Annotated in this window: 21 protein-coding genes; 17 read left to right on the top strand and 4 right to left on the bottom strand. The window is 69.2% G+C overall.

Annotation, left to right across the window (positions count from 1 at the left end; all coding sequences use genetic code 11):
* Window positions 1-13: 13 nt before the first annotated feature.
* The 3 genes from D7W82_RS22285 to D7W82_RS22275 are packed head-to-tail and all read left to right on the top strand — an operon-like array spanning window position 14 to window position 4,294.
* Window positions 14-1,267 (top strand): type II secretion system F family protein, encoded by a 1,254-nt coding sequence (locus D7W82_RS22285; protein WP_120620271.1) that lies wholly within the window; start codon window positions 14-16, stop codon window positions 1,265-1,267.
* A 28-nt stretch (window positions 1,268-1,295) separates the two neighbouring features.
* Window positions 1,296-2,864: a nitrogen regulation protein NR(II) gene (locus tag D7W82_RS22280; RefSeq protein ID WP_171425047.1), complete on the top strand. Its 1,569-nt coding sequence runs from the start codon at window positions 1,296-1,298 to the stop codon at window positions 2,862-2,864.
* Window positions 2,861-4,294: a sigma-54 dependent transcriptional regulator gene (locus D7W82_RS22275; protein WP_120620270.1), complete on the top strand. Its 1,434-nt coding sequence runs from the start codon at window positions 2,861-2,863 to the stop codon at window positions 4,292-4,294. The genes D7W82_RS22280 and D7W82_RS22275 overlap by 4 nt, the downstream gene beginning before the upstream one ends.
* Window positions 4,295-4,318: 24 nt before the next feature.
* Here D7W82_RS22275 and D7W82_RS22270 read toward each other — a convergent pair whose 3' ends face one another.
* The 4 genes from D7W82_RS22270 to D7W82_RS22255 form a co-directional block, all read right to left on the bottom strand.
* Window positions 4,319-5,086, bottom strand: a complete 768-nt coding sequence (locus tag D7W82_RS22270) for an ABC transporter permease (protein WP_120620269.1) — start codon at window positions 5,084-5,086, stop codon at window positions 4,319-4,321.
* Window positions 5,083-6,063 carry an ABC transporter ATP-binding protein gene (locus tag D7W82_RS22265; protein ID WP_120620268.1) on the bottom strand — a complete coding sequence of 327 codons (981 nt, stop codon included), beginning with the start codon at window positions 6,061-6,063 and terminating at the stop codon, window positions 5,083-5,085. Before D7W82_RS22265 ends, D7W82_RS22270 begins: the two co-directional genes overlap by 4 nt.
* The gene (locus tag D7W82_RS22260) at window positions 6,060-6,965 is read right to left on the bottom strand and encodes a pilus assembly protein PilG (RefSeq protein ID WP_120620267.1); all 906 of its coding nucleotides are present in this window, start codon (window positions 6,963-6,965) and stop codon (window positions 6,060-6,062) included. Before D7W82_RS22260 ends, D7W82_RS22265 begins: the two co-directional genes overlap by 4 nt.
* A gap of 122 nt (window positions 6,966-7,087) precedes the next feature.
* Entirely contained in the window at window positions 7,088-7,717 is a 630-nt protein-coding gene (locus D7W82_RS22255; protein WP_120620266.1) for a type IV pilin protein, read from the bottom strand.
* Between the two features lie 229 nt (window positions 7,718-7,946).
* Between D7W82_RS22255 and D7W82_RS22250 the strand changes: the two genes are divergently transcribed.
* The 14 genes from D7W82_RS22250 to D7W82_RS22185 all read left to right on the top strand — a co-directional run.
* The gene (locus D7W82_RS22250) at window positions 7,947-8,972 is read left to right on the top strand and encodes an A24 family peptidase (protein WP_120620265.1); all 1,026 of its coding nucleotides are present in this window, start codon (window positions 7,947-7,949) and stop codon (window positions 8,970-8,972) included.
* 22 nt (window positions 8,973-8,994) lie between these two features.
* Window positions 8,995-10,113 (top strand): sensor histidine kinase, encoded by a 1,119-nt coding sequence (locus D7W82_RS22245; protein WP_120620264.1) that lies wholly within the window; start codon window positions 8,995-8,997, stop codon window positions 10,111-10,113.
* Window positions 10,114-10,148: 35 nt separating this feature from the next.
* Window positions 10,149-11,561 carry a sigma-54 dependent transcriptional regulator gene (locus D7W82_RS22240; protein WP_120620263.1) on the top strand — a complete coding sequence of 471 codons (1,413 nt, stop codon included), beginning with the start codon at window positions 10,149-10,151 and terminating at the stop codon, window positions 11,559-11,561.
* Window positions 11,562-11,788: 227 nt separating this feature from the next.
* Complete coding sequence (pilM, locus tag D7W82_RS22235; protein ID WP_014399064.1) at window positions 11,789-12,871, top strand: type IV pilus assembly protein PilM; 1,083 nt, start codon at window positions 11,789-11,791, stop codon at window positions 12,869-12,871.
* Between the two features lie 30 nt (window positions 12,872-12,901).
* Window positions 12,902-13,585, top strand: a complete 684-nt coding sequence (locus tag D7W82_RS22230) for a PilN domain-containing protein (RefSeq protein ID WP_120620262.1) — start codon at window positions 12,902-12,904, stop codon at window positions 13,583-13,585.
* Window positions 13,586-13,607: 22 nt separating this feature from the next.
* The gene (locus D7W82_RS22225; protein WP_120620261.1) at window positions 13,608-14,228 is read left to right on the top strand and encodes a type 4a pilus biogenesis protein PilO; all 621 of its coding nucleotides are present in this window, start codon (window positions 13,608-13,610) and stop codon (window positions 14,226-14,228) included.
* A gap of 44 nt (window positions 14,229-14,272) precedes the next feature.
* Window positions 14,273-14,833, top strand: a complete 561-nt coding sequence (locus D7W82_RS22220; RefSeq protein ID WP_043324096.1) for a pilus assembly protein PilP — start codon at window positions 14,273-14,275, stop codon at window positions 14,831-14,833.
* Window positions 14,834-14,891: 58 nt separating this feature from the next.
* Window positions 14,892-17,666 carry a type IV pilus secretin PilQ gene (gene pilQ, locus D7W82_RS22215; RefSeq protein WP_120620260.1) on the top strand — a complete coding sequence of 925 codons (2,775 nt, stop codon included), beginning with the start codon at window positions 14,892-14,894 and terminating at the stop codon, window positions 17,664-17,666.
* A 30-nt stretch (window positions 17,667-17,696) separates the two neighbouring features.
* Complete coding sequence (locus tag D7W82_RS22210; protein ID WP_120620259.1) at window positions 17,697-18,386, top strand: hypothetical protein; 690 nt, start codon at window positions 17,697-17,699, stop codon at window positions 18,384-18,386.
* On the top strand, window positions 18,387-18,749 hold the full coding sequence (locus D7W82_RS22205) for a hypothetical protein (RefSeq protein WP_120566331.1): 363 nt from the start codon (window positions 18,387-18,389) through the stop codon (window positions 18,747-18,749). It begins immediately after the preceding gene.
* 140 nt (window positions 18,750-18,889) lie between these two features.
* A complete protein-coding gene (gene efp, locus D7W82_RS22200; protein WP_120620258.1) occupies window positions 18,890-19,471 on the top strand; it encodes an elongation factor P in 582 nt (193 codons plus the stop codon).
* A gap of 40 nt (window positions 19,472-19,511) precedes the next feature.
* Window positions 19,512-20,102, top strand: a complete 591-nt coding sequence (accB, locus tag D7W82_RS22195; RefSeq protein WP_120620257.1) for an acetyl-CoA carboxylase biotin carboxyl carrier protein — start codon at window positions 19,512-19,514, stop codon at window positions 20,100-20,102.
* Between the two features lie 76 nt (window positions 20,103-20,178).
* Complete coding sequence (accC, locus tag D7W82_RS22190) at window positions 20,179-21,564, top strand: acetyl-CoA carboxylase biotin carboxylase subunit (protein ID WP_120620256.1); 1,386 nt, start codon at window positions 20,179-20,181, stop codon at window positions 21,562-21,564.
* Between the two features lie 192 nt (window positions 21,565-21,756).
* Window positions 21,757-22,752, top strand: a 996-nt coding sequence (locus D7W82_RS22185) for a lipopolysaccharide assembly protein LapB (RefSeq protein WP_233587868.1), incomplete at its 3' end; no start/stop codon positions are given.

Genomic DNA, 22,752 nt, shown 5'->3' with positions numbered 1-22,752 from the left:
CGGAGGTCCCGTCATGGCAGCACCAGCAGTGCAGAAGGCGACAGCGTCCAAGAAGAACACGGCCCAGTTCCTCTGGGAGGCGAAGACCAAGAGCGGGGAGAACAAGAAGGGCGAGATGGAGGCCTCGGACATCGAGGCCGTCAACGCGCGCCTGAAGTCCCTGGGCCTCAACCCGACGAAGGTGCGCAAGAAGAGCGCGCTCGACGGGGAGATCTCCCTGCCCGGCATGGGCGGGGTGACGGGCAAGGACATCCTCATCTTCACCCGTCAGTTCGCGACGATGATCGACGCGGGCCTGCCGCTGGTGCAGTGTCTGGACATCCTCGCCAGCCAGATGGACAACCCCGCCTTCAAGAAGGTGGTGTTCGCCATCAAGAGCAAGGTGGAGCAGGGCAGCACCTTCGCGGACGCGCTGAAGGAGCACCCCAAGGTCTTCGACGAGCTCTACGTGCAGCTGTGCGCCGCGGGCGAGGTGGGCGGTATCCTCGACACCATCCTCAACCGGCTCGCCGCCTACCGTGAGAAGAACGAGAAGCTCAAGGCGAAGGTCAAGGGCGCCATGACCTACCCGACGGTGGTCATCCTGGTGGCCATCGGCGTGACGGCGCTGCTGCTGCTCAAGGTGACGCCCGTCTTCGAGAAGATGTTCGCGGACTTCGGTTCGCAGCTGCCGGGCCCCACGCAGGTGGTGGTGGACCTGTCGAAGTTCGCGCAGGCGTACTTCCTCCACACGGTCGTGGGCATCGCCGCCATCGTCTCCGCCTTCACCTGGAGCTACCGCCAGCCCCGCGGCCGCAAGTTCTGGGACAAGACCTTCCTCAAGCTGCCCCTGTTCGGCGACGTGCTCCGCAAGGTGGCGGTGGCGCGCTTCACGCGCACCCTGGGCACGATGATCTCCTCCGGCGTGCCCATCCTGGACGCGCTGGACGTGACGGCGAAGACGGCCGGCAACCGCACGGTGGAAGAGGCCATCTACTACGTGCGCGGGAAGATCGCCGAGGGCAAGAACATCGCGGGTCCGCTGCTGGAGACCAAGGTGTTCCCGTCCATGGTGGTGCAGATGATTGGCGTCGGTGAAGCGACGGGCGCCATGGACACCATGCTCAACAAGATCGCCGACTTCTACGATGACGAGGTGGACACGGCCATCGGCGCGCTGACGTCGATGATCGAACCCCTCCTGATGGTGTTCCTCGGCGGCGTGGTCGGCGGCTTCCTCATCGCCATGTACCTGCCCATCTTCTCGCTTGCCGGCGCCATCAAGTAACGCGGTGTCAGGAAGCACGGCGCGAAGCGTGGCCCCGGGGCTGCGCTCGCGCCTGGTGTGGCTGGTGTTGTTCCGCACCGTGGCGGCGAGCCTGTCGCTCGTCGTGACGGTGGTGCGGCTGGTGACCCAGCCCGTGCAGGAGCCCAGCCGCGCGGACTCGCTGTCGTTCGCGGTCATCGCGGGCGCCTACCTCCTCACCGTGGTGACGGGCCTGCGGCTGCGCCGGGGCACGGCCGGGCGCCTGGACGCCACGGTGCAGGTGGTGGGCGACGTGCTCATCGCCACCGGGCTCGTCTACCTGAGCGGCGGCGCGGACTCCCCGCTCACGTTCCTCTACAGCCTGGCCGTCATCGGCGCGGCGGTGGTGCTGGACTGGCGCGGCGCGCTGGTGGCCGCGGCCGTGTCCACGTTCGCCTTCACCGCGCTCCTGCTGGTGATGGGGCTCACCACGCCCGCGGGCAGCATCATGGTGTCGCCCTCGCGGGTGCTCTTCGTGCTGGGCAGCAACGCGCTGGCGCTGGTGCTCATCGCCGTCCTGTCCGGCTACCTGTCGCGCCAGCTGTCCGCCACGGGCGGCGCGCTGTCCCAGAGCGAGGCGGACCTGCGCCGGCTGGGGCGGCTCCAGCAGCTCATCCTGTCCTCCATGCCGTCCGGGCTCGTCACCTGTGACGTCCACCGGCGCGTCACCTTCCTCAACACCGCGGGCAGCGGCATCCTCCAGGAGGACGCCCACGCGTGCGTGGGGCAGCCCCTGGAGAAGCTGCTGCCGGGCGTGTCCACACTGGCGCCGCGCTCCATCCGCAGCGAGCTGCCCGTGCAGACGCCGGGCGGCAAGCGGGTGCTGGGCCTGTCGGTGTCACCCCTGGAGGGGGAAGCGGGCGCGCTGCTCATCGTCTTCCAGGACCTCACCGACCTGCGGCGCATGGAGGAAGACCTCAAGCGCACGGACCGGCTGGCCAGCCTGGGCACGCTCTCCGCGCAGCTCGCGCACGAGCTGCGCAACCCGCTGGCCTCCATGCGCGGCTCCGCGCAGCTCCTGGCCCAGGAGCAGTCGCAGGACGCGGTGGTGCAGCGGCTCACCGGCATCCTCACGCGCGAGTCGGACCGGCTGGCGCGGCTGGTGGAGGACTTCCTGCGCTTTGCCCGCCCGCCCCAGCCGCAGCGCCGCCCGGTGGCGCTGGACACGCTGGTGTCGGAGACGGTGGACATGCTGCGCGCGGACCCCCTCACGCGCGAGGTGACCCTGGAGGTGCGGGTGCCCCAGCCGCTGACGGCGCCGGTGGATCCGGATCAGCTGCGCCAGGTGCTCATCAACCTGGTGCGCAACGGCTGTCAGGCGGCGGGGGCGCGTGGCACGGTGCGCGTGGCCCTGGCGCGGGCGGGCGAGGAAGCGCAGATTCGGGTCTGGGATTCGGCCGGCAGCATCACGGAGGAGATGATGGGACACCTGTTCGAACCGTTCTTCACCACGCGGAACGGGGGCACCGGGCTGGGCCTGTCCACCGCGCACTCCCTCATCCGCGCGCACGGCGGCACCATCCGAGTGACCTCTCACCCGGCAGAGGGCACCGAGTTCCTGGTGGGGTTGCCGCTGTGAGCGCGCTCCATGAAGGGGGCCCGCGCGGCCATGTGCTGGTGGTGGACGACGAGCTGTCCATGCGCGAGTACCTCGAAATCCTGCTCGTGCGGGACGGCTACGCGGTGACGAGCGTGCCCGCGGTGGCGGCCGCCTGCGAGGTGCTGGCCCGGGACTCCGTGGACCTGGTCATCTCCGACATGAAGCTGGGCCCCGGCGGCAGCGGGCTGGACGTGCTGCGGGCGGCGCGCGCGCGCAAGGAGCCGCCGGAGGTGGTGCTCATCACCGCCTTCGGCACGCCCTCCTCCGCGGTGGAGGCCATGCGCGAGGGCGCCTACGACTACATCTGCAAGCCCTTCGACAACGAGGAGCTGCGGCAGCTGGTGCACAAGGCGCTGGAGAAGCGCGCGCTGCGCCAGGAGAACCTCACGCTGAAGGAGCGGCTCCTGCCGGGCCTGGGCGGGTTGATGGTGGGCTCGAGCCCCCGCATGCGCGCGCTGTGGCACCTGGTGGAGAAGGTGGCCCCGGGGCGCAGCACGGTGCTGGTGACAGGGGAGAGCGGCACCGGCAAGGAGCTGGTGGCCCGGGCCATCCACCTGCGCGGCCAGCGCGCCGCCCAGCCCTTCCTGCCCTTCAACTGCGGCGCCCTCAACGAGGGCGTGCTGGAGAGCGAGCTGTTCGGCCACATGAAGGGCTCCTTCACCGGCGCCACGCACGAACGTCCGGGCCTGCTGGTGTCCGCGGGCGAGGGCACGGTGATGCTGGACGAGGTGGGGGAGATGCCCCTGTCCACGCAGGTGAAGCTCTTGCGCGTGCTGCAGGAGCGCAAGGTGAAGCCCGTGGGCAGCGCGGCGGAGATCCCCTTCCACGCGCGCGTCATCGCCGCCACCAACCGCCGGCTGGAGGCGGAGGTGAAGGCGGGGCGCTTCCGAGAGGACCTCTTCTACCGGCTCAACGTCATCACCCTGGAGCTGCCCGCCCTGCGCGAGCGCCCGGACGACATCGCCCCGCTGGCGACCCACTTCCTGGCGCGCCTGGCGGAGGAGCTGGGCCGCCCGGGGCTGCGGTTCGCCCCGGAGACGCTGGCCCTGATGGAGCGCTACGCGTTCCCGGGCAACGTGCGCCAGTTGCAGAACATGGTGGAGCGCGCGGCCACGCTGTCGGACTCGGACCTGCTGGGGCCCACGACGCTGCCGCCCACGGTGCGCGGCGAGGCGGAGCCCCAGGCCCGCTCCGGCGAGGCCGGCGAGCCCGCGCTGGGGGCGGGCTTCAACCTGGAGCGCCACCTGGACGACAGCGAGCGGCGCCACCTGCTGGCCGCGCTCAAGCAGGCGCAAGGGGTGAAGACGCGCGCCGCGGAGCTCCTGGGGCTGTCCTTCCGCTCCTTCCGCTACCGGCTGGCCAAGCACGGCCTCACCGAAGAGCTGGACGAGCCGACGCCCCGGGCCTGAAGCCCGGGGCCAGCGTGCCTCACGTCAGCGGAAGTCGCGCCGCTCGAAGATGACGGTGGCCAGGGCGATGAGCACGCCCGCCCACGCGACGCTGTAGGCCGCGCCGGACAGGAAGGTGCTGGCGTCCACCGGCAGCGCGTACGTGGCCTGCGGACGGAAGTTCACCCGCTCCAGGTTGGGCAGCGCGTAATAGATGGTCTTCCCCAGCACCTGGATGAACGTGCTCTCCGAGCGGCTGGCGATGGCGTAGAGGTCGCCCGTCAGGTGCCCGGTGAAGTACAGGCCCGTGGTGGCGATGGCCGACACCGCCGGGCCCGCGAAGCTGGAGAAGAGGATGCCCACGCTGCTGATGACGAGCAGCTCGAACCACAGCCCCGCGCTCGCCAGCAGCTGCGTGGAGGTGATGTCCGCGCGGAACAGCATCAGCTGACTGAGGAAGACGAGCGTCATCGCCACCAGCAGCGCGCCCAGCGTCAGCATGGTGCCGGCCAGCCGCGCCAGCAGGAACTGCGTGCGGGACACGGGCTTGCTCACCACCAGGAAGATGGTGCGCCGCTCGATTTCGCGGCTGAGCAGGCTGCTCGACAGGAACACCGCCAGGAAGACGAGGATGATGCTCATCATCCCCAGGCCGAAGTCCGTCAGCACGCGGTCGAACGTGGTGACCGTCACCTCCGTCACCAGCGTGGAGGACAGCAGCACCACCGCGGCGAACACGCCCACCACCACCGTCACCCGGTTGCGGCGCGCCTCGCGAAAGCCATTCCACATCATCGCGCTGAAGGCGCTCATGTATTGATCTCCCCGCCCACGGTGGACGCGCGCCCGGACTCCTTGAGCGCGTTCATGAACAGCTGCTCCAGCGAGAACCGCGCCGGCTGCACCTGGTTCACCCGGCCCCCGGCGCCCAGCACGCCGCTCAGGAGCCGCTGGGTGTCCACGTCCGACACCTGGAGCAGCACGCGGCCATCGAGCGCCTGGAGCGACTCCAGGGGAATGCCCAGCCCCTTCACCGCGTCCGGCGCCAGGCCCTCCACCACGACCTCCACGGTGGGCACCTGCGCGGACACCAGCTCCCGGACGCTGCCTTCGCGCACCAGCCGCCCGCCCACGAGCACCGCCAGCCGGTCGCACAGCGACTCGACGTCCGGGATGATGTGGCTGCAGAAGAGGACCGTGGTGCCCTTCTCCCGCTCCGCCAGGATGAGGTCGCGCATCTGGCGGCGGCCCAGCGGATCCAACCCGCTCGTCGGCTCATCCAGGATGAGCAATTTCGGCCGGCTCACCAGCGCCTGGGCCAGCGCCACGCGCTGCACCATGCCCTTGGAGTAGCGGCGGATCTGCAGCTTCTCCGCGCCCGCCATCTCCACCGAGCCCAGGACCTCCTTGACGCGCACGTCCAGCTCCTGGCCGCTCAGGCCCGCGAGCTGTCCGGCCAGCGTCACGAACTCCCGGCCCGTGAGGTACTCGTACGGGGCGGGGTTCTCCGGCAGGAAGCCCACCAGCCGCCGGGTGGCGGCCGCATCCACCGGCTGGCCGAAGATGCGCGCGCCCCCGCTGCTGGGGCGCACCAGGTTCATCAGAATCTTGATGGTGGTGGACTTGCCCGCGCCGTTGGGTCCGAGCAGGCCGTAGATCTGCCCGGCGCCCACCTGGAGGTCCAGCGACTGCAGGGCGCGCACGGTGCGGTTGAACCAGAAGCCGACCTTGTAGGTCTTGGCGAGCCCCTGGGCCAGGATGGGAGGGGCGTCAGGATGGGGTGTCGTCATGGCGCTTGGGTCGTGCGGGGCTTGGGCAGGATGCGTTCGCCGCTTTCGTCCTTCTCGTCCTGGATGAGCTCCAGCCGGAACCTGGAGGCGTTGGAGTAGGCCCGGCCGTCCTCGCCCAGGAAGAACTCCCCGCCCAGCGGATCCTCGGGAAGCCCGCGCAGGTCGCCCGCGGTCACCAGCGCGGGCAGCGTGTCGGGCAGGCGTCCCTCGCGGGCGCGGTAGCGGGCGATGGCCGCGTCGATGCCCCGGAGCACGCGCTCCTGCTGGATCTCCTGGATGCGCTGCTCGTAGAAGGCGCGCGACTCCTCGTCCTCCGCGCTGTCGCGCAGCGCCAGGGTCAACGACATGCTCGCGTCGAAGTCACCGGACTGCGCGTACAGCCGCGTCGCGAGCGCGGCGTAGTAGGCCGGGGCACCCTCCCACCGGGACATCTCCTGGATGAGGTCCGCAGCCTCCTTGTACTTCCGCTCGAAGAACATCAGGTTGTACGCGAGCTGGAAGGTCAGCGGCTGGTCGTGCGGGACGTTCGCCACGCCCTTGCGCAACAGGGCCGTGGACTCCGCCGTATTGAGGTAGCCGCCCTGGCCTGTGTAGACGGGGATGGTGAGGCCTCCGTAGAGGTACGCCTGCCGGAACTTCGGATCCAGGTCCGTCACCAGCTCCGCGTAGTCGGAGACGTGGAGGTAGTCCTCCGCCCGGACCGCGCTGCCAATGCGGTTGAGCATGAGGATCCAGAAGTAGTCCGTCACCAGCCCCTTCTGCGCGGTGAACAGCGCCTTGAGCAGGTCGGGGCGTGGGAGCAGGGGACCGCCACCTTGCCTGCGCGGGGGGATGGGCGGCGCGGACAGGAGGGCTACCAGCAGCAGTCCCGGAACGAATCGCAGCAGGGGCAGCTTTCGCATGGCCTCACGAAACGACAACGGGACGCCCGAAATGCCCGGGCGCCCCGTTGATTGTGCCATGCAGAGCCGCTTCGGTGAATCAAATGAAGCGAGCCCGGCAGGCTTGCACGGCGTGCAGCGGATTAGCCGCCGCAGCTCACGTCGTTGAACGCGTTGGTGGGCTCGCCCGCGACCAGGTTCAGGCCGTTCGGGGTGTCCTCGTCGATGCCGCAGGGGTTCTGCACGGTGGCCTCACCGGCGACCGTGGCGGACGTGATGCCCCAGGTGTCACCCTCGGGATCGTTGTCCACGTTGCCGATCGCCGACGCGTTGAACGAGCAGTTCGGGCACGTGTCGATGTCCGGGTTCACGCCCACCGCGTTGACGGCGTCCGCGGCGGCCGGCGCCGTGGGGAACTTCAGCGCGTCCTGGCCGATGCAGCCGGCGATGGCGCCAGCGCGACGAGCCGTGGGGGTCGCGTCGACGGGGGCGGCGCAGCCCGTGGCCATGCCGTAGCTGTAGCGGTTGCCGGCCTCGGGATCAAAGCCGATGACCGTGAAGTTCACCTGGTACTTGTCCTTCTCTCCGAAGTACGCCTTCTGGGCCGTGAAGATGGCCTTCAGGTTCGTCTTCGCCTCCGACTGCTTGGACTTCGCCTGGAAGCGGATGAAGTTCGGGATGGCGATGGCGGCCAGGATGCCGATGATGGCGACCACGATCATCAGCTCGATGAGGGTGAAGCCACCCTTCTTCCGGAAGAGACGGTTCATCATGTTTGGGAACTCCGCGGCAGGCAGAGGGGGGTTGAACGACGTGCGAACTCTTAGCATGAAGAGTGCCAGTCCGAACACTTCGCCCAACCACCGGGATTCCCAGGGCAGGCGGCCCCAGCAGGGGGTGGATCACCCGCGGGCCTGCCAATTTTTGTCACTGACGCTGACGGTTTTCGTCCTCCATCGCGCAGTCGCCAGCTTCGGAAGCGGCGGGTAGGATTCCGGCCCCGTGACGTTCACCTACGCGCCGGGCTGGGCCGAGCCCCTCTTCATCCTCTTCCTGTTCATCCTCGGCCTGTGCATCGGCTCGTTCCTCAATGTCGTCATCGCACGGGTGCCCGAAGGGCTGAGCATCGTGCGCCCCGGGTCCCGCTGCCCCAGGTGCGGGCACGTGCTCTCCTGGTACGAGAACATCCCCGTCCTGTCGTGGCTGGGGCTGCGCGGGAAGTGCCGCGGCTGCGGCACGCGCATCTCCCCGCGCTACGTCCTGGTGGAGCTGCTCACGGGGCTGCTCTTCCTCGCGTGCCTCAAGCGCTTTGACTGGACGTACGCGCTGGTGCCCGCGCTGGTGCTGGTGTTCCTGCTGGTGCCGCTCACCTTCATTGATCTGGAGCACTGGATCCTGCCCTTGTCGCTCACCGTGCCGGGCATCGTGGCGGGCATCGTGCTGGCCATTCCCCTGGGCCAGGACGCGGTGGTGGACGCGGTGGTGGGCGCGACGGTGGGCTTCCTCACCTTCCGCTTCATGGAGTACGTGGGCTGGAAGGTCTTCAAGAGGGAGGCGCTGGGCGGCGGGGACAAGTTCCTCGTCGCGCTGCTGGGCGCGTTCCTCGGCTGGCAGTCGCTGCTCGGCATCCTCTTCTTCTCGTCGCTCCAGGGCTCCATCGTGGGCGTGGCGATGCTCGCCCTCACGGGCCGGGCAGGCCCCCGCGGCGAGGAGAAGGAGGATCCGTCCAAGGCCCCTGCCGGGGAGGAGCCGGAGGAGCCCGCGTCCACGATGACGTGGGAGTTCACGAAGCCCGGACTGCCCTGGTGGAAGCGGGTGGCGCTGGTGATTCCGTGCCTGCTCTTGCAGGACATCCCGGACGTGACCCTGGACGAGGAGACGGGGGAGGATCAGTGGGAGCCCGGGGTCACCAACATCCCGTTCGGGCCATGGCTGGCGCTGGCGGGGCTGGAGCTGATGCTCCTGGGGCCGCTGCTCGCGCGCGTGCTGTCCCCGGAGGTGGCGATGATGCTCGGAGGGGCGCGGTGAAGCACCCCGCGCCGGTGCGGGGATGAAGTGGCGCATCGCCAGCGTGGCGTTCCTCCTGGGCTCGCTGTCCACGGGCCTGTCGTGGCTGACGCTGCAGCCGGTGCTCATCCGCCTGCTGGACACGGCGCGCCGGCTGGCGCTGCCGGGGTCGCTGGACATGGAGAGCCTCGCGCGGATCCGCGCCTTCCTGCCGCTGGCGCTGGGGTTGGATCTGCTGGTGCTGACGCTGCTGGCCTATGGCGTGCTGTACCTGGCGGTGGGCCGCCCGCTGCGCGCCATGGAGAAGTCCGTGGAGCAGCTGGGCCGGCTCCAACTGGACGTGCCGCTCTCCGGGCAGGGGGGGCCGCTCCTGTCGCGCATCCAGCGCGAGCTCCAGCGCATGGCGGAGGCGCTGCGCCAGGAGCAGGCCCTCACGCGCGCGCAGCTGGAGGCGCTGCGCGAGGCGAACGCCCGGCTCGCGAGGGCGCAGACGGAGCTCGTAGCCTCCGAGCGCCTGGCCACGGTGGGGAAGCTGGCCGCGGGCGTGGCGCACGAGGTGGGCAATCCGCTGGCGGGCATCCTGGGCTACCTCTCCCTGGCCCGCGCCAGGGCGCAGGCGCCGGAGCTCAAGGACTTCCTGGAGCGCATCGACCATGAGGTCCTGCGCATCGACCGCATCGTGCGGGGGCTCCTGGACCTGGGCCGCCCGGCCAGCCCCCAGCCCGGGCCGGTGGACGTGGGGCAGGTGGTGGAGACGTGCATGCGGCTGGTGCGCGCCGGGCCGGAGCTGGACCGGGTGGAGGTCACCCTGGACGTGGCGCCCGGCCTGCTGGCCCGCGCGGATCCGGGCCCCCTGTCGCAGATCCTCATCAACCTGCTGCTCAACGCCGCCCAGGCCATGGGGGGCGAGGGCCGCGTGCGCGTCTCCACCCGGCGCGAGGACGCGCTCGTCCTGGTGGAGGTGGAGGACAGCGGCCCGGGCCTGTCTCCGGAGGTGAGAGCGCACCTCTTCGAGCCGTTCTTCACCACCAAGGGCCGGCAGGGCACGGGCCTGGGACTCGCGGTGTCCCTGAACCTGGCCCAGGGCATGGGCGGCCGGCTGGACGCGCGCGACGGGGCGGGCGGCGGCGCGTGCTTCCGGCTGTCGCTGCCAGCGACCTGACGGCGGGGCCGGACGGCATATGATGGGCATCCCCCATGCCCCTCTTCCGCACCGTCCTCGTCGCTGACGACGAGCCGTCCATCCGCCACATCCTCACCCTGGTGCTCACCGACAAGGGCTACGACGTGCGCGCCGTCGCCGACGGGGACGAGGCCCTGCGCGAGCTGTCCACGCGCGCCTACGACGTCCTGGTGACGGACGTGCGCATGCCCAAGCGCGACGGGCTGTCGGTGCTCAGGGCCGCGCTCGCGGAGCATCCGGGCCTCACCGTGGTGGTGATGAGCGCGTACGGCTCCCAGGAGCAGGCGCTGGAGGCGGTGCAGGCGGGCGCCTACGACTACGTCCAGAAGCCCTTCAAGCCGGAGGAGCTCGTCCTCGTCCTGCGCAAGGCGGAGGAGCGCGAGCGGCTGGTCCGCGAGAACCGCCGGCTGCACGAGGCCCGGCTCCCCGGCGCCTCCGGTAGCCACATCCTGGGGCACAGCGCCGCGCTCCAGGCGCTGCTCAAGCAGGTGGCGCGCGTGGCGCCCGTGGACACCACGGTGCTCATCTCCGGAGAGAGCGGCACGGGCAAGGAGCTCATCGCGCGCGAGCTGCACGGAAAGAGCCGCCGCGCCGCCATGCCCTTCGTCGCCGTCAACTGCGGCGCCATCCCCCACGGCCTGCTGGAGAGCGAGCTGTTCGGCCACGCGAAGGGCGCCTTCACCGACGCGCGCACCGCCCGCCGGGGCCTGTTCGCGGAGGCCGACGGCGGCACGCTCTTCCTCGACGAGGTGGGCGAATTGCCCCTGGGCGCGCAGGTGAAGCTCCTGCGCGTGCTGCAGGAGGGGGAGATCCGCCCGGTGGGAGAGAGCCGCGTGGAGCGCGTGGACGTGCGCGTGGTGGCCGCCACGCTGCGCGACCTGGGCAAGCTGGTGACCCAGGGCGACTTCCGCGAGGACCTCTACTACCGCCTCAACGTCGTGAACCTCACCCTGCCGCCCCTGCGCGAGCGCCGCGAGGACATCCCGCTGCTCGCCCGCGCCTTCCTCCAGCGCTTCAACCGCGACCTCAACCGCGAGCCTCCGGTGGAGGGCTTCACCCCGGAGGCCGAGGCCCTGATGACGGCCTACGCCTGGCCGGGCAACGTGCGCGAGCTGGAGAACGCCATGGAGCGCGCGGTGCTGCTCGCGGAAGGCACCCACATCGCGCCCGGCAGCCTGCCGGAAAAGCTGTGGGCGGCTTCCGCACCCGCCCCGGCCGGGACGGCTCCGCCGCTACAGGCCGGGAGCGACCTGTCGCTCAAGCGCGCCATCCGGGAGCTGGAGGAGTCCTACATCCGGGCGGCGCTGCGGCGCACGAAGGGCAACCGCACCCGGGCGGCGGAGGTGTTGGACATCAGCCACCGGGCGCTCCTCTACAAGATCAAGGAGTACGGCATCGACCCGGACGCGGAGGGTGCCCGGACCTGAGGGCAGGGGAGACGCCCGGCGGGCAACCCTGGAGGAATCCTCCGGCGCGATTTGACGGAACGCCGCCGGGGCCGGAAAATCGGGCCTCCGCGACGGTGGGCCTGGGGGCGCGGTCGTGGCTGGCTTTCACGGCGCTCTCCCGTCCGCAGGGCGGCCGGGCGCCAAGCACTTTTTAGGAGGGGTATCAAGCCGGTGCTACGCTGGCGCCCTCTCCGATGGAGTTACGCATGGCGAAGGGCAAACTGGCACTCGGGCTGGATATCGGGTCGACGTCGATCAAGATGATCATGCTCAAGGAGCAGCGCAAGCGCGGTGAAGTCGGCTACGCGCTCCAGAGCTTCGGAATGAAGCCGCTGCCTCCCGAGGCCATCGTGGACGGCGCGTTGATGAACTCCACGGCCATCGTGCAGGCCGTGCAGGAGCTGATGTCCGAGCTGAAGGTCAAGGGCAAGGACGTCGCCATCGGCGTGTCCGGCCACTCGGTCATCATCAAGAAGATCCAGATGCCCCGCATGAGCCAGGAAGAGCTCGAGGAGAGCATCCAGTGGGAGGCGGAGCAGTACATCCCCTTCGACGTGAAGGACGTGAACATCGACACGCAGATCCTGGACGGCGGCGGCAACGACGCCACCGGCCAGATGGACGTGCTGCTCGTCGCCGCCAAGAAGGACATGATCAACGACTACACCACCGTGGTCTCCGAGGCCGGACTGGCCCCGGTGGTGGTGGACGTGGACGCGTTCGCCGTCCAGAACATGTTCTCCACGAACTACGAGCTGCCGGACAAGGAGACCGTCGTCCTCATCAACGCCGGCGCCTCCGTGGTGAACATCAACATCATCGCCAACGGCGTCACCGTCTTCACCCGTGACGTGACCATCGGCGGCAACCAGTTCACCGAAGAGATCCAGAAGCAGCTCAACGTCTCCTATGAGGAGGCGGAGGCGCTGAAGATCGGCGGCAACCGCGCGGACGCGGACGCCGTCGTGCCGCAGGACGTGGAGCGCGTGCTCTCCAGCGTGGCGGAGCAGGTGGCCGGTGAAATCCAGCGCTCGCTGGACTTCTACGCGGGCACCGCCGCGGACTCGAACTTCACCAAGGTCTACCTGTCCGGCGGCACCGCGAAGATCCCCGCCCTGTTCAAGACCATTGAGGCGCGAACCGGCGTGCCGGTGGAGATCCTCAACCCGTTCCGGAAGATTGAAGTGGACAACCGCAAGTTCGACCCCGCGTTCATCATGGACGTGGCGCCCATGGCCGCGGTGGCAGTGGGACTGGCGCTCCGGCGCCCGGGCGACAAGCTGGGCTGATACCGCTCTGGCCACGAGGAAATCACGCACATGATGATCCGAATCAACCTGCTGCCCGTCCGGGCGGTGAAGAAGCGGGAGATGGGCCGGCAGATCCTGGCCCTCTACGCCGCGGTCCTGATCGCCGCCGTTATCGGCAACTACGCCTGGTACGCGAACCGCGACGACGAGCTGCAGCGGGCCAACCAGGGCATCGCCCAGACGAAGGCGAAGATCGCGGAGCTGGAGAAGGTCATCGGCGAGGTGACCAACATCAACGCCCGCAAGACGGAAGTGGAGAAGAAGCTCGCGGTGCTGGACACGCTGCGCAAGGGCCGCAACGGGCCGGTGCGCATGATGGACGCGCTGTCCTCGGCCATCCCCAAGAAGGTCTGGCTCAAGAACTTCGTCGAGGCGTCCAACCGGGTCACCATCGACGGCTCGGCCGTCAGCCACGACGAGGTCGCGGAGCTGATGCGCGGCCTGGGCAGCATGGTGTGGACGCCCAAGGGCATGGGGCGCCTGGTGGATCAGGGCCGCACCGCCAGCAAGACGTCTCGCGTGGAGCTCTTCAACACGGAGACCGCCAGCGTGGAGGAGTTCTCCGCGAACGAGATCAAGCCCTTCTTCGGCAACGTCGAGCTGACCAACGCCGTGCAGTCCAAGGGCACCACCCCCGGCGCGGCGACGTTCGTCGACTTCAAGCTCACCCTCACCGCCAACTACGCCATCTGATTGGCGGCGAAGGACCCCTGTCATGGAAAAATACCTGGATCAACTGGCGAAGGCCCCCCCCGCGGCGAAGTTCGGCGGGCTCGCGGCCATCGTCATCATCTTGACCGTGGGCAACTTCTTCTCCTTCATCAAGCCCACGGACGAGAACATCGCCCGCCGCGCGGCGGACCGCCGGAAGCTCGATCAGGAGCTCGCGGAGAAGAGCGAGATCGCCCAGAACCTCAACGAGCGCCGCCGTGAGATGGACGTGCTCGAGCAGAAGCTGAATGAGGCCCTCACGGAGCTGCCGGAGCGGCGCGACATGGAGGAGCTGCTCGCGCAGATCAACGACATCGGCAAGAAGTCCGGCCTGGAGATCGCCCGCGTGGAGCCCGGCAAGGAGTACGTCGAGGGCACCGAGTTCTTCGCGCGCATCCCCATCAAGATGACGGTGAGCGGCAACTACCACGAGATCGCCATGTTCCTGCAGGAGATGGCGAACATGCGCCGCATCGTGAACGTCAACAACATCAAGCTCGATGGCGCGGCCCTGAAGAACGAGAAGGTGGTCCTGCAGAGCAGCTTCCTGGCGACGACGTTCCGGTTCGTCGACACGAAGGCCACCGCCACGAAGGCCACCGACAAGAAGAAGAAGAGCAACTAGAAACTTGATCCGCCCGGCAACAAGGGCGACAAGGGATGACGCGGATGAAGACGTTCAAGTCCACGATGACCGCTGCGGTGATGGCGCTGACCCTGTCCGCTTGTTCGGACACGCCCAAGGCCTCACCCCCTGCTCCTGCCAAGGCCGCCGCCCCCGCGCCGGCCCCGGTCGCGGAGAAGACCGAGGCGTCGGCGGCGCCAACGTTCGTCTACACCTACAGTCCGGTGGGCAAGCGGGATCCGTTCCGCAGTCCGCTGGAGGAGCTCGGGCCGGTGGCGCGTGACGCACCGGAGCGGGCCTGCAACGAACCCCTGTGCGTGTTCGACCTCGACCAGCTCAAGCTGGTGGCGGTCGTCACGGGGGATGCCAGCCCGCTGGCGATGGTCGAGGACCCCCTGGGTCGCGGCCACATCGTCCGGCGCAACACCCGCGTGGGGCGCCAGGGCGGCAAGGTCACACAGATTCTCCGGGACTCGGTCACCGTCACCGAGGTCTTCACGGGCGCCAAGGGCGAGCTCATCAGCAATCCGGTGAGTCTCCAGCTCAAGGCGGATGGCGTGAAGGACCCCGCCTACAATTTGATGACGGGCAAGAACTGGGAGTAGCGCCCCACGGCGCGCCCGCGGGCAGTCGTCGCCCGCTTCCAACTTGTTGAGGGGACGCATGCTCGAGCAGAGCGCTGTGACGAGGGGCAAGTGGTTCATGGCGACCGCATGGGCGGTCGTCCTGGCAAGCGCCAAGGTGTACGGCGCGGATCTCAATACGCTGAGGGACCTGCAGGTGTCCCGGACGGGAGCCGGTGCCCAGGTCGTGGTGACCGGGACCCGGCCGCCCACCTTCACCGTCTTCCGGCTCAGCGGGCCGGAGCGGCTGGTGGTGGACCTGTCGTCCGCGGACGCCACCGGCATCAAGGGGCACCATGACGGCACCGGTCCGGTGTCCGGCGTGGTGGCCGCCCAGTTCTCCGACGCGCGCGCCAGCGTGGGCCGCGTGCTGGTGGCGCTCGATCAGGCCTCCCAGTACGACGTCCGCGCGGAAGGCAACCGCGTGGTCATCTCCGTGGACGGCTCTCCGGTGGCCCCCGCCGCCGCGACCGCCCAGGCTCCGCGGGCTCCGGCCGAAGCGAAGCCCGCCGAGCCCGCGCAGGCGGTCGCCGCCGCGCCGGTGAAGGCCGAGCCCGCGCCGGTGGTGGAGGCGATGGTGGCGGTGGTGCCGGAGGAGGGGACGTCCTCCAAGGCCGCCCCGTCCCAGGCGCCGGGCCGTGAGAACGTCGTCGCCACGGAGGCGGATGAGCGCGAGGTGGCCCACCCGGCCCAGCGCATCACCCGGCTGTCGCTGGACGGCGAGTCGCTGCGCGTCGCCGCGGACGGCGAGATCGCCCGCTACGAGGTCCTGGAGCTGGTGGACCCGCCGCGCCTGGCCGTGGACGTGTACGGCGTGGGCCTGAGCGCGAAGGCGCCCAAGGTGAAGGGCAACCTGCTCAAGGACGTGCGCGTGGGCGCCCACGAGGACAAGGTGCGCCTGGTGCTCGTGGCCAGGGGCGACATGCCCGCCTACCGCGTGGACCGCGCCGAGCGCGGCCTGGAAGTGGTGCTGGGCGGCGCGGTGGCGCGCAAGTCCAAGCCCTCGCAGCCGCGCGACGCGGTGGCGGAGACGGAGCCCCTGCGCCCGCAGCCCCTGCCCGTGCAGGAGCCGGCGAAGCCCCAGCCCGCGGTGGCGCAGGCCGCGCCGCAGCCGGCGGTGGTGGAGGTCAAGGACCTGTCCTTCGACGAGAGCCCCTCGGGCGGTCGCGTGCAGCTGAAGCTGTCCGGCGCGACGGCGTGGAAGGTGGACCGGCCGGATCCGCGCAGCGCGGTGCTGACGCTGGAGAACGCGCGGCTGCCCAAGAAGCTGGAGCGCAGCCTGGACACCAGCGCGCTGGACACGCCGGTGAAGATGATCAGCGCCTTCAGCGTGCCGGGTGAGGGCCGCAAGGTGCGCCTGGTGGTCGCCGCGGACGGCGCCATCGAGGAGAACGTCACCCAGGGCGCCAACAGCCTGAGCTGGCGGCTGGACGTGCAGGGCGTGAAGACGGAGGAGGTGGCCGTCACCCAGCGCACCGCCGGCTTCACGGCGGAGGCCCCGGCGTACGCGGCGGAGGGCGCGCCCCAGCAGGCGCGCTACCGCGGCAAGCGCGTGTCCTTCGAGTTCAAGGACATCGACATCCAGAACCTGCTGCGCGTCATCGCGGAGATCTCCAAGCGCAACATCGTCGTCGCCGACGACGTGTCGGGCCGGGTGACCATCCGCCTGCGCAACGTGCCCTGGGACCAGGCGCTGGACCTCATCCTGCGCACCAAGCAGCTGGGCCAGGAGCAGGTGGGCAACATCATCCGCATCGCGCCGCTGAAGACGCTGGAAGAGGAGGCGCGGCTGCGCCAGGAGCGCAAGAAGTCGCTGCAGCAGCAGGAGGACCTGCTGGTCAGCCTGGTGCCGGTGAACTACGCGGTGGCCGCTGACATGTCGGCGCGCGTGAAGGACGTGCTCAGCGAGCGTGGCACGGTGACGGTGGACGTGCGCACCAACGTGCTCATCATCAAGGACATCCGCTCCAACACGGAGAAGGCGCGCGCCCTGGTGCGCAGCCTGGACACGCAGACGCCGCAGGTCCTCATCGAGAGCCGCATCGTGGAGGCGAGCACCTCCTTCAGCCGCAACCTGGGCGTGCAGTGGGGCGGTCAGACGCGTCTGTCGGCCGCGTCCGGCAACCCGACCGGCCTCATCTTCCCCAGCACCGTCGGTGTCACGGGCGGCGCGGGTGGCTCGGCGGCGGGCGTTCCGGCCCAGCCCAACTTCGCGGTGAACCTGCCGGCGGCGGTGGGTCAGGGCCTCGGTGGCGCCATGGGCTTCGCCTTCGGCTCCGCGGGCGGCGCCGTGCAGCTCAACCTGCGCCTGTCCGCGGCGGAGTCCGAGGGCACGGTGAAGACCATCTCGTCGCCCAAGGTCACCACGCTGGACAACAACACGGCCCGCATCAGCCAGGGTCTGTCCATCCCGTTCAGCCAGACGTCGGCCGGCGGCGTGAACACGACCTTCGTGGAAGCGCGCCTGTCGCTGGAAGTCACGCCGCACATCACCCAGGACGGCAGCATCCTCATGTCCATCGCGGCGCAGAACAACCAGCCGGACCCGTCCAACACCGGTGCCAACGGCCAGCCGTCCATCCAGCGCAAGGAGGCCAACACCCAGGTGCTGGTGAAGGATGGCGACACGACGGTCATCGGCGGCATCTACGTGCGCCGCGGCAGCACCTCGTCCGACTCGGTGCCCTTCCTGTCGAAGATTCCCGTGCTCGGCTTCTTCTTCCGGAGCACCCTGGAGACGGACACGCGGCAGGAACTGCTCATCTTCATCACGCCCCGCATCCTCAACCGGCAGACCATCGCGCAGAGCCTCTAACGGCACCGCGCCTGACTGGGAGACACTCCAATGAAGCCCTTCTTCATCGCGGCGGCCCTGTCGCTCGGGCTCTGCTCGTGCTCTGAAAGCGCCCCCGTCGTCCAGATCCTCCAGACCATCCAGCCGGATGAGAGCTGCGATTTCGGCCCCGACGATACCGGCATCGCGAATGGTTCGCTCAACCTGGCCTACCGGAGCGCCTACGTGCTGGGGCTCGTCGTCAAGTCGAGCTACACGAGCACGCCCATCGACGTGAACGGCGTTCCGCTGGAGCCGGATACCGACGTCGGTGGGTCCGCCAGCGCCTTCGTGGACACGCTGAAGCTGTCCTACTCCTCGACGCCGAGCATCAACATCCCCGACGGAGAGATTCCCTACACGGCGGTCATCAACCCCGCGTCCGACGAGAACCGGATGGTGGTCAACCTGATGACCTCGGAAGCCACGGCGGCCCTGCGGACCGCGCTGTCCGGGACCACGACGGCCACGGTGCGGGTCACCGTTCAGCTCACGGGCAAGTTCGCCGCGGGCGGCAAGAAGTTCGAGTCGAACGAGGTCGTCTACGGCATCGACGTCGCCAATACGGCCGTCACGCTCCCGCCCTGCGTCGGGAGCGCGGCGCCTGAGATCCCCGCGGGCCCGTGTGGTTCGGGGATTGGTCAGGACAACCAGTATCCCTCGTGCCAGCCCGGCGCGGCGGGCGCGGACGGCGGGGCCTAGATGGCCTTCCGCACGCACCTCGAAGCGGTGGTGAACCAGGTGGACGGGGCCCTCGCGTGCAGCGTGATGGGCTTCGACGGCATCTCCGTGGAGACGTTCCAGAAGGACGAAGCCACGGAGCTGGACGTGTCCGGCACCTGGGTGGAGTACGCCAACCTGCTCACGCAGTTGAAGAACGCGGCCGAGTCCCTGAAGACGGGCACCGTCACCGAGGTGTCCGTCAACAGCGAGAAGGTCCTCACCGTGATGCGCATGCTGACGCCGGAGTACTTCCTGGTGCTGGCGCTGCGCGCGGATGGGAATTTCGGCAAGGGGCGCTATGTCCTGCGCGTCACCGCGCCGCAGGTGAAGGCGGAGCTGTAGCCGCGCACGTCCGCTCGGGCAGGAGCTTGTCGAGCCTGCCCGGCGACGCAGCGTGCCTCCGCTTTCCTCTTTGCAGGAACCAGGGCATGGGCTAGACACCCCGGACTTTCGCCTTTACGTTCGTCCCAGGAGTCGGTCCCATGGCCGGGTTTGTCGATACGTCTGAATTCCGCAATGGTTTGAAGATCTTGTGGGAGGACAAGCCGTACGTCATCGAGTACTTCCAGCACGTCAAGCCTGGGAAGGGCTCCTCCTTCACCCGCACGAAGATCCGCAGCCTGCTGGACGGCCGCGTCCTGGAGCCCACGCTGAAGTCCGGCGACAAGGTGGGCACCCCGGACATCGAGTCCAAGGACATGCAGTTCCTGTACGTCCAGGGTGACGAGTACCACTTCATGGAGAAGAAGACCTTCGAGCAGACCTTCCTGACCAAGGAAGGCCTCGGGGAGTCGGTCAACTTCCTGAAGGAGAACCTGGACGTCGAGATCCTCTTCTGGAACGGCAAGGCCATCAACGTGGGCCTGCCGAACTCCGTGGACCTCAAGGTCACCAAGTGCGACCCGGGCGTGCGCGGCGACACCGTGTCCGGCGCGATGAAGCCCGCCACGCTGGAGACCGGCTACACCGTCAACGTGCCCCTGTTCATCAACGAGGGCGACGTGCTGAAGATCGACACGCGTGAAGGTGGCAAGTACCTCACCCGCGTGGCCACCGGCGGCTGAGAGCGGCTTCCCTTCACCTGGCGACCCGGGAGGGGTCTGAATGGCAACGAAGCGCAAGGCAACCCGGCCGGCCGAGTCCTCGGGAGCGGCCTCCGGGCGGGATGCGGGCACCACGTCGCTGGACGTGGAGGCCCTCCGGCAGATCGTCGAAATCCTGGAGGCCTCCGACGTCACCCGGCTGGTGTGGACGAAGGGCCCGGAGAAGCTCTACATCCGCCGCGGCCACGCGCCGGAGACGACCATCGTCCACCACACGGCGCCCTCGGGCCCCGGGGTGACGGTGTCGCCGCCGGTGGAGTACGCCGCTCCGGCAGCGCCCCGTGCGGCGCCCGCCGCCGCGCCCGCGGCTTCCGTCGCTGCCGCGGCGCCGGAGAAGCCCGCGGAGAAGCCGGGCCACCAGGTAACCAGTCCCTTCGTGGGGACGTTCTACCGGACCCCCGCGCCGGATCAGCCCCCGTTCGTGGACGTGGGCACGGTGGTGCGCAAGGGCCAGGTGCTCTGCATCGTGGAAGCGATGAAGTTGATGAACGAAATCGAGTCCGAGGTCTCCGGCCGCATCGCCGAGGTCCTCGTGGAGAACGGTCGCCCGGTGGAGTTCGGCCAGGCGCTGTTCCGCATCGAGCCGGCCTGAGTCTGCTGACCCGTCAGGCGCGTCCGGCCCCGTCAGGGCGGGACGCGCCCCAGGCCCTCGCGTTAGGAGCACGGCCGTGTTCAAGAAGGTACTGGTCGCCAACCGCGGGGAGATTGCCCTGCGGGTCATCCGCGCATGCCGTGAGTTGGGCATCGCCACCGTGGCGGTGCACTCCACCGCTGACGCCAACGCGCTGCACGTGCGCTTCGCGGACGAGGCCGTCTGCATCGGGCCGCCTCCGTCCAAGGAGAGCTACCTCAACGTGCCGCAGCTGCTCTCCGCGGCGGAGATCACGCGCGCGGACGCCATCCACCCGGGCTACGGCTTCCTGTCGGAGAACGCCGAGTTCGCGGAGGTCTGCGAGAACTGCAAGATCCGCTTCATTGGCCCGCGCCCGGAGATGCTGCGGCTGATGGGCAACAAGGTGCGCGCGCGCGCCGCGGCCCGCGAGGCCGGCCTGCCGTTGCTCCCGGGCAGCCCCGGCGTGGTGAAGGATCCGCGCGAGGCGGAGGCCTTCGCCAAGGAGATCGGCTTCCCGGTCATCCTGAAGGCGGCGGCGGGCGGTGGCGGCAAGGGCATGAAGATCGTCCGCGAGCCGGGAGTGCTCGCGCAGGCGTTCTCCACCGCGCAGGCGGAGGCCCTGGCCAGCTTCAACAACGGCGACCTCTACATCGAGCGGTACGTGGAGAAGCCGCGCCACATCGAGATCCAGATCGTCGCGGACGAGCACGGGAACGTCATCCACCTCAACGAGCGTGAGTGCTCCGTGCAGCGGCGGCACCAGAAGCTCATCGAGGAGGCCCCGTCGCCCGCGCTCACGCCGGAATTGCGCAAGCGCATGGGCGAGGTGTCCGTCGCCGCGATGCGCAAGATCCGCTACAACAACGTGGGCACCATCGAGTACCTGCTCGACGAGCGCGGCGAGTTCTACTTCATGGAGATGAACACGCGCATCCAGGTGGAGCACCCCGTGACGGAGCTGGTCATGGGCGTGGACCTGGTCCGTGAGCAGATCCGCATGGCCTACGGGCACCCCCTGCGCTTCAAGCAGGAGGACGTGCAGATCCGCGGGCACGCCATCGAGTGCCGCGTGAACGCGGAGGACCCCGTCACCTTCGCGCCGTGGCCGGGCAAGATCACGGGCTACAGCGTGCCGGGCGGCTACGGCGTGCGTGTGGACTCCGCCGCGTACGAGAACTACACGGTGCTGCCGCACTACGACAGCCTGCTGTCCAAGCTGATTGTCCACGCGGAGGACCGCGAGACGGCCATCCGCCGCATGCAGCGCGCGCTCTCCGAGTACGTCGTGGAGGGCATCCGCACCAACATCCCGTTCCACCGGGCCGCACTGGCGGAGGAGTCCTTCCAGGAGGGCAACTACGACACCCGCTTCGTGGAGCGCCTGCTGGCGAGCGAGACGGGTTCGCGCCGGCTGAAGAAGGCCGTGGAAGAGACGCCGTAGCGCTTGGCCGTGAAGGCGTGGAAAACCCGCCGGGCGTGCGAGCGTCCAGGCGGGTGATCCATCCCTGGGGGAGGGCAGGCTGTTTCTTGACCCGCATCGGAGGATTCCGTTAGCCTCCGATGCTCCCCCCCAGAGAAGGACTGAAACCCGCGAAGTTCCTCGGGGTTTCTGCCTGCCGGAAGCGCACGCTCGATGGACAAGAACAAGATCATCGAAGCCGCCGCGAAGCTGGTCGCGAAGGGCGCGTACGACAAAGCCATCAAGGAGTATCAGAAGGTCCTGGAGGTCGACCCGAAGGACATCCGGGTCCTCCAGAAGATGGGGGAGCTGTACCAGAAGAAGAACGACAACGCGCAGGCGGCGCACTTCTTCACCAAGGTCGCGGAGAGCTACTCCTCGGACGGCTTCTTCCTCAAGGCCGTCGCCCTCTACAAGCAGGTCCTCAAGCTCAACCCGAACCTGCTGGAGGTGAACCTCAAGCTGGCGGAGCTGCACCAGCAGCTGGGCTTGATGTCGGAGGCGATGGCGTACTTCCAGATCGTCGCCAACCACTACGACAAGGCGGGCGACACCAAGTCGAGCCTCGACACGCTGAAGAAGATGGTGGATCTCGACCCCGAGAACGTGGCGTCGAAGATCAAGCTCGCGGAGCTGTACGCGCGCGAGAACATGACGAAGGAAGCGGCGCAGGAGTTCAAGCGCGCCGCGGAGTACCTCAAGCGCAACGCCCGGGCGGATGACTGGCTTCGCGTCGCGGAGCGCCTCTCCGCGCTGGAGCCGGACAACCTCCCGCTCGCGAAGGAGCTGGCCGCGTCGTACCTGCAGCGCGGCGACCAGAAGCGCGCGCTCGCCAAGCTCCAGGTGTGCTTCAAGGCGGATGGCCGCGACGTGGAGACGCTGACGCTGCTGGCCCAGGCGTTCCAGGGGCTGGGCCAGGTCTCCAAGACGGTGTCCGTCTACAAGGAGCTCGCGAAGATCCACCAGGAGCGCGGCCGCACGGCTGAGTCCGACGGCGTGTGGACGCAGATTGAGCTCCTGGATCCGCAGGATCCGGATCTGCTCGCGCGCCGGGGCCCTGTCGCCGAGCCGGAGCCGGAGCCCGCGCCCGCCGCCGTGCATCACCCCGTGGAGGAGGCCGCGCCCGCGTGGAGCGCGAGCGCGCGGAGGTGGAGCGGCTGGTGGTGGTGG

It is taken from the genome of Corallococcus sp. CA049B, from assembly GCF_003611685.1.
Taxonomy (GTDB): Bacteria; Myxococcota; Myxococcia; order Myxococcales; family Myxococcaceae; genus Corallococcus; species Corallococcus coralloides.
The sequence above is the reverse complement of the archived record's forward strand: the minus strand, read 5'-3'. Positions and strand labels throughout refer to the sequence as shown.

Coding starts and splice junctions, on each gene's coding strand:
- D7W82_RS22225 (WP_120620261.1), top strand. CDS start 13,608: ATGGAAAAATACCTGGATCAACTGGCGAAGGCCCCCCCCGCGGCGAAG.
- D7W82_RS22210 (WP_120620259.1), top strand. CDS start 17,697: ATGAAGCCCTTCTTCATCGCGGCGGCCCTGTCGCTCGGGCTCTGCTCG.
- pilQ (WP_120620260.1), top strand. CDS start 14,892: ATGCTCGAGCAGAGCGCTGTGACGAGGGGCAAGTGGTTCATGGCGACC.
- D7W82_RS22245 (WP_120620264.1), top strand. CDS start 8,995: ATGAAGTGGCGCATCGCCAGCGTGGCGTTCCTCCTGGGCTCGCTGTCC.
- D7W82_RS22285 (WP_120620271.1), top strand. CDS start 14: ATGGCAGCACCAGCAGTGCAGAAGGCGACAGCGTCCAAGAAGAACACG.
- accB (WP_120620257.1), top strand. CDS start 19,512: ATGGCAACGAAGCGCAAGGCAACCCGGCCGGCCGAGTCCTCGGGAGCG.
- efp (WP_120620258.1), top strand. CDS start 18,890: ATGGCCGGGTTTGTCGATACGTCTGAATTCCGCAATGGTTTGAAGATC.
- D7W82_RS22265 (WP_120620268.1), bottom strand. CDS start 6,063: ATGACGACACCCCATCCTGACGCCCCTCCCATCCTGGCCCAGGGGCTC.
- D7W82_RS22270 (WP_120620269.1), bottom strand. CDS start 5,086: ATGAGCGCCTTCAGCGCGATGATGTGGAATGGCTTTCGCGAGGCGCGC.
- D7W82_RS22230 (WP_120620262.1), top strand. CDS start 12,902: ATGATGATCCGAATCAACCTGCTGCCCGTCCGGGCGGTGAAGAAGCGG.
- D7W82_RS22260 (WP_120620267.1), bottom strand. CDS start 6,965: ATGCGAAAGCTGCCCCTGCTGCGATTCGTTCCGGGACTGCTGCTGGTA.
- D7W82_RS22205 (WP_120566331.1), top strand. CDS start 18,387: ATGGCCTTCCGCACGCACCTCGAAGCGGTGGTGAACCAGGTGGACGGG.
- D7W82_RS22220 (WP_043324096.1), top strand. CDS start 14,273: ATGAAGACGTTCAAGTCCACGATGACCGCTGCGGTGATGGCGCTGACC.
- pilM (WP_014399064.1), top strand. CDS start 11,789: ATGGCGAAGGGCAAACTGGCACTCGGGCTGGATATCGGGTCGACGTCG.
- D7W82_RS22240 (WP_120620263.1), top strand. CDS start 10,149: ATGCCCCTCTTCCGCACCGTCCTCGTCGCTGACGACGAGCCGTCCATC.
- D7W82_RS22255 (WP_120620266.1), bottom strand. CDS start 7,717: ATGATGAACCGTCTCTTCCGGAAGAAGGGTGGCTTCACCCTCATCGAG.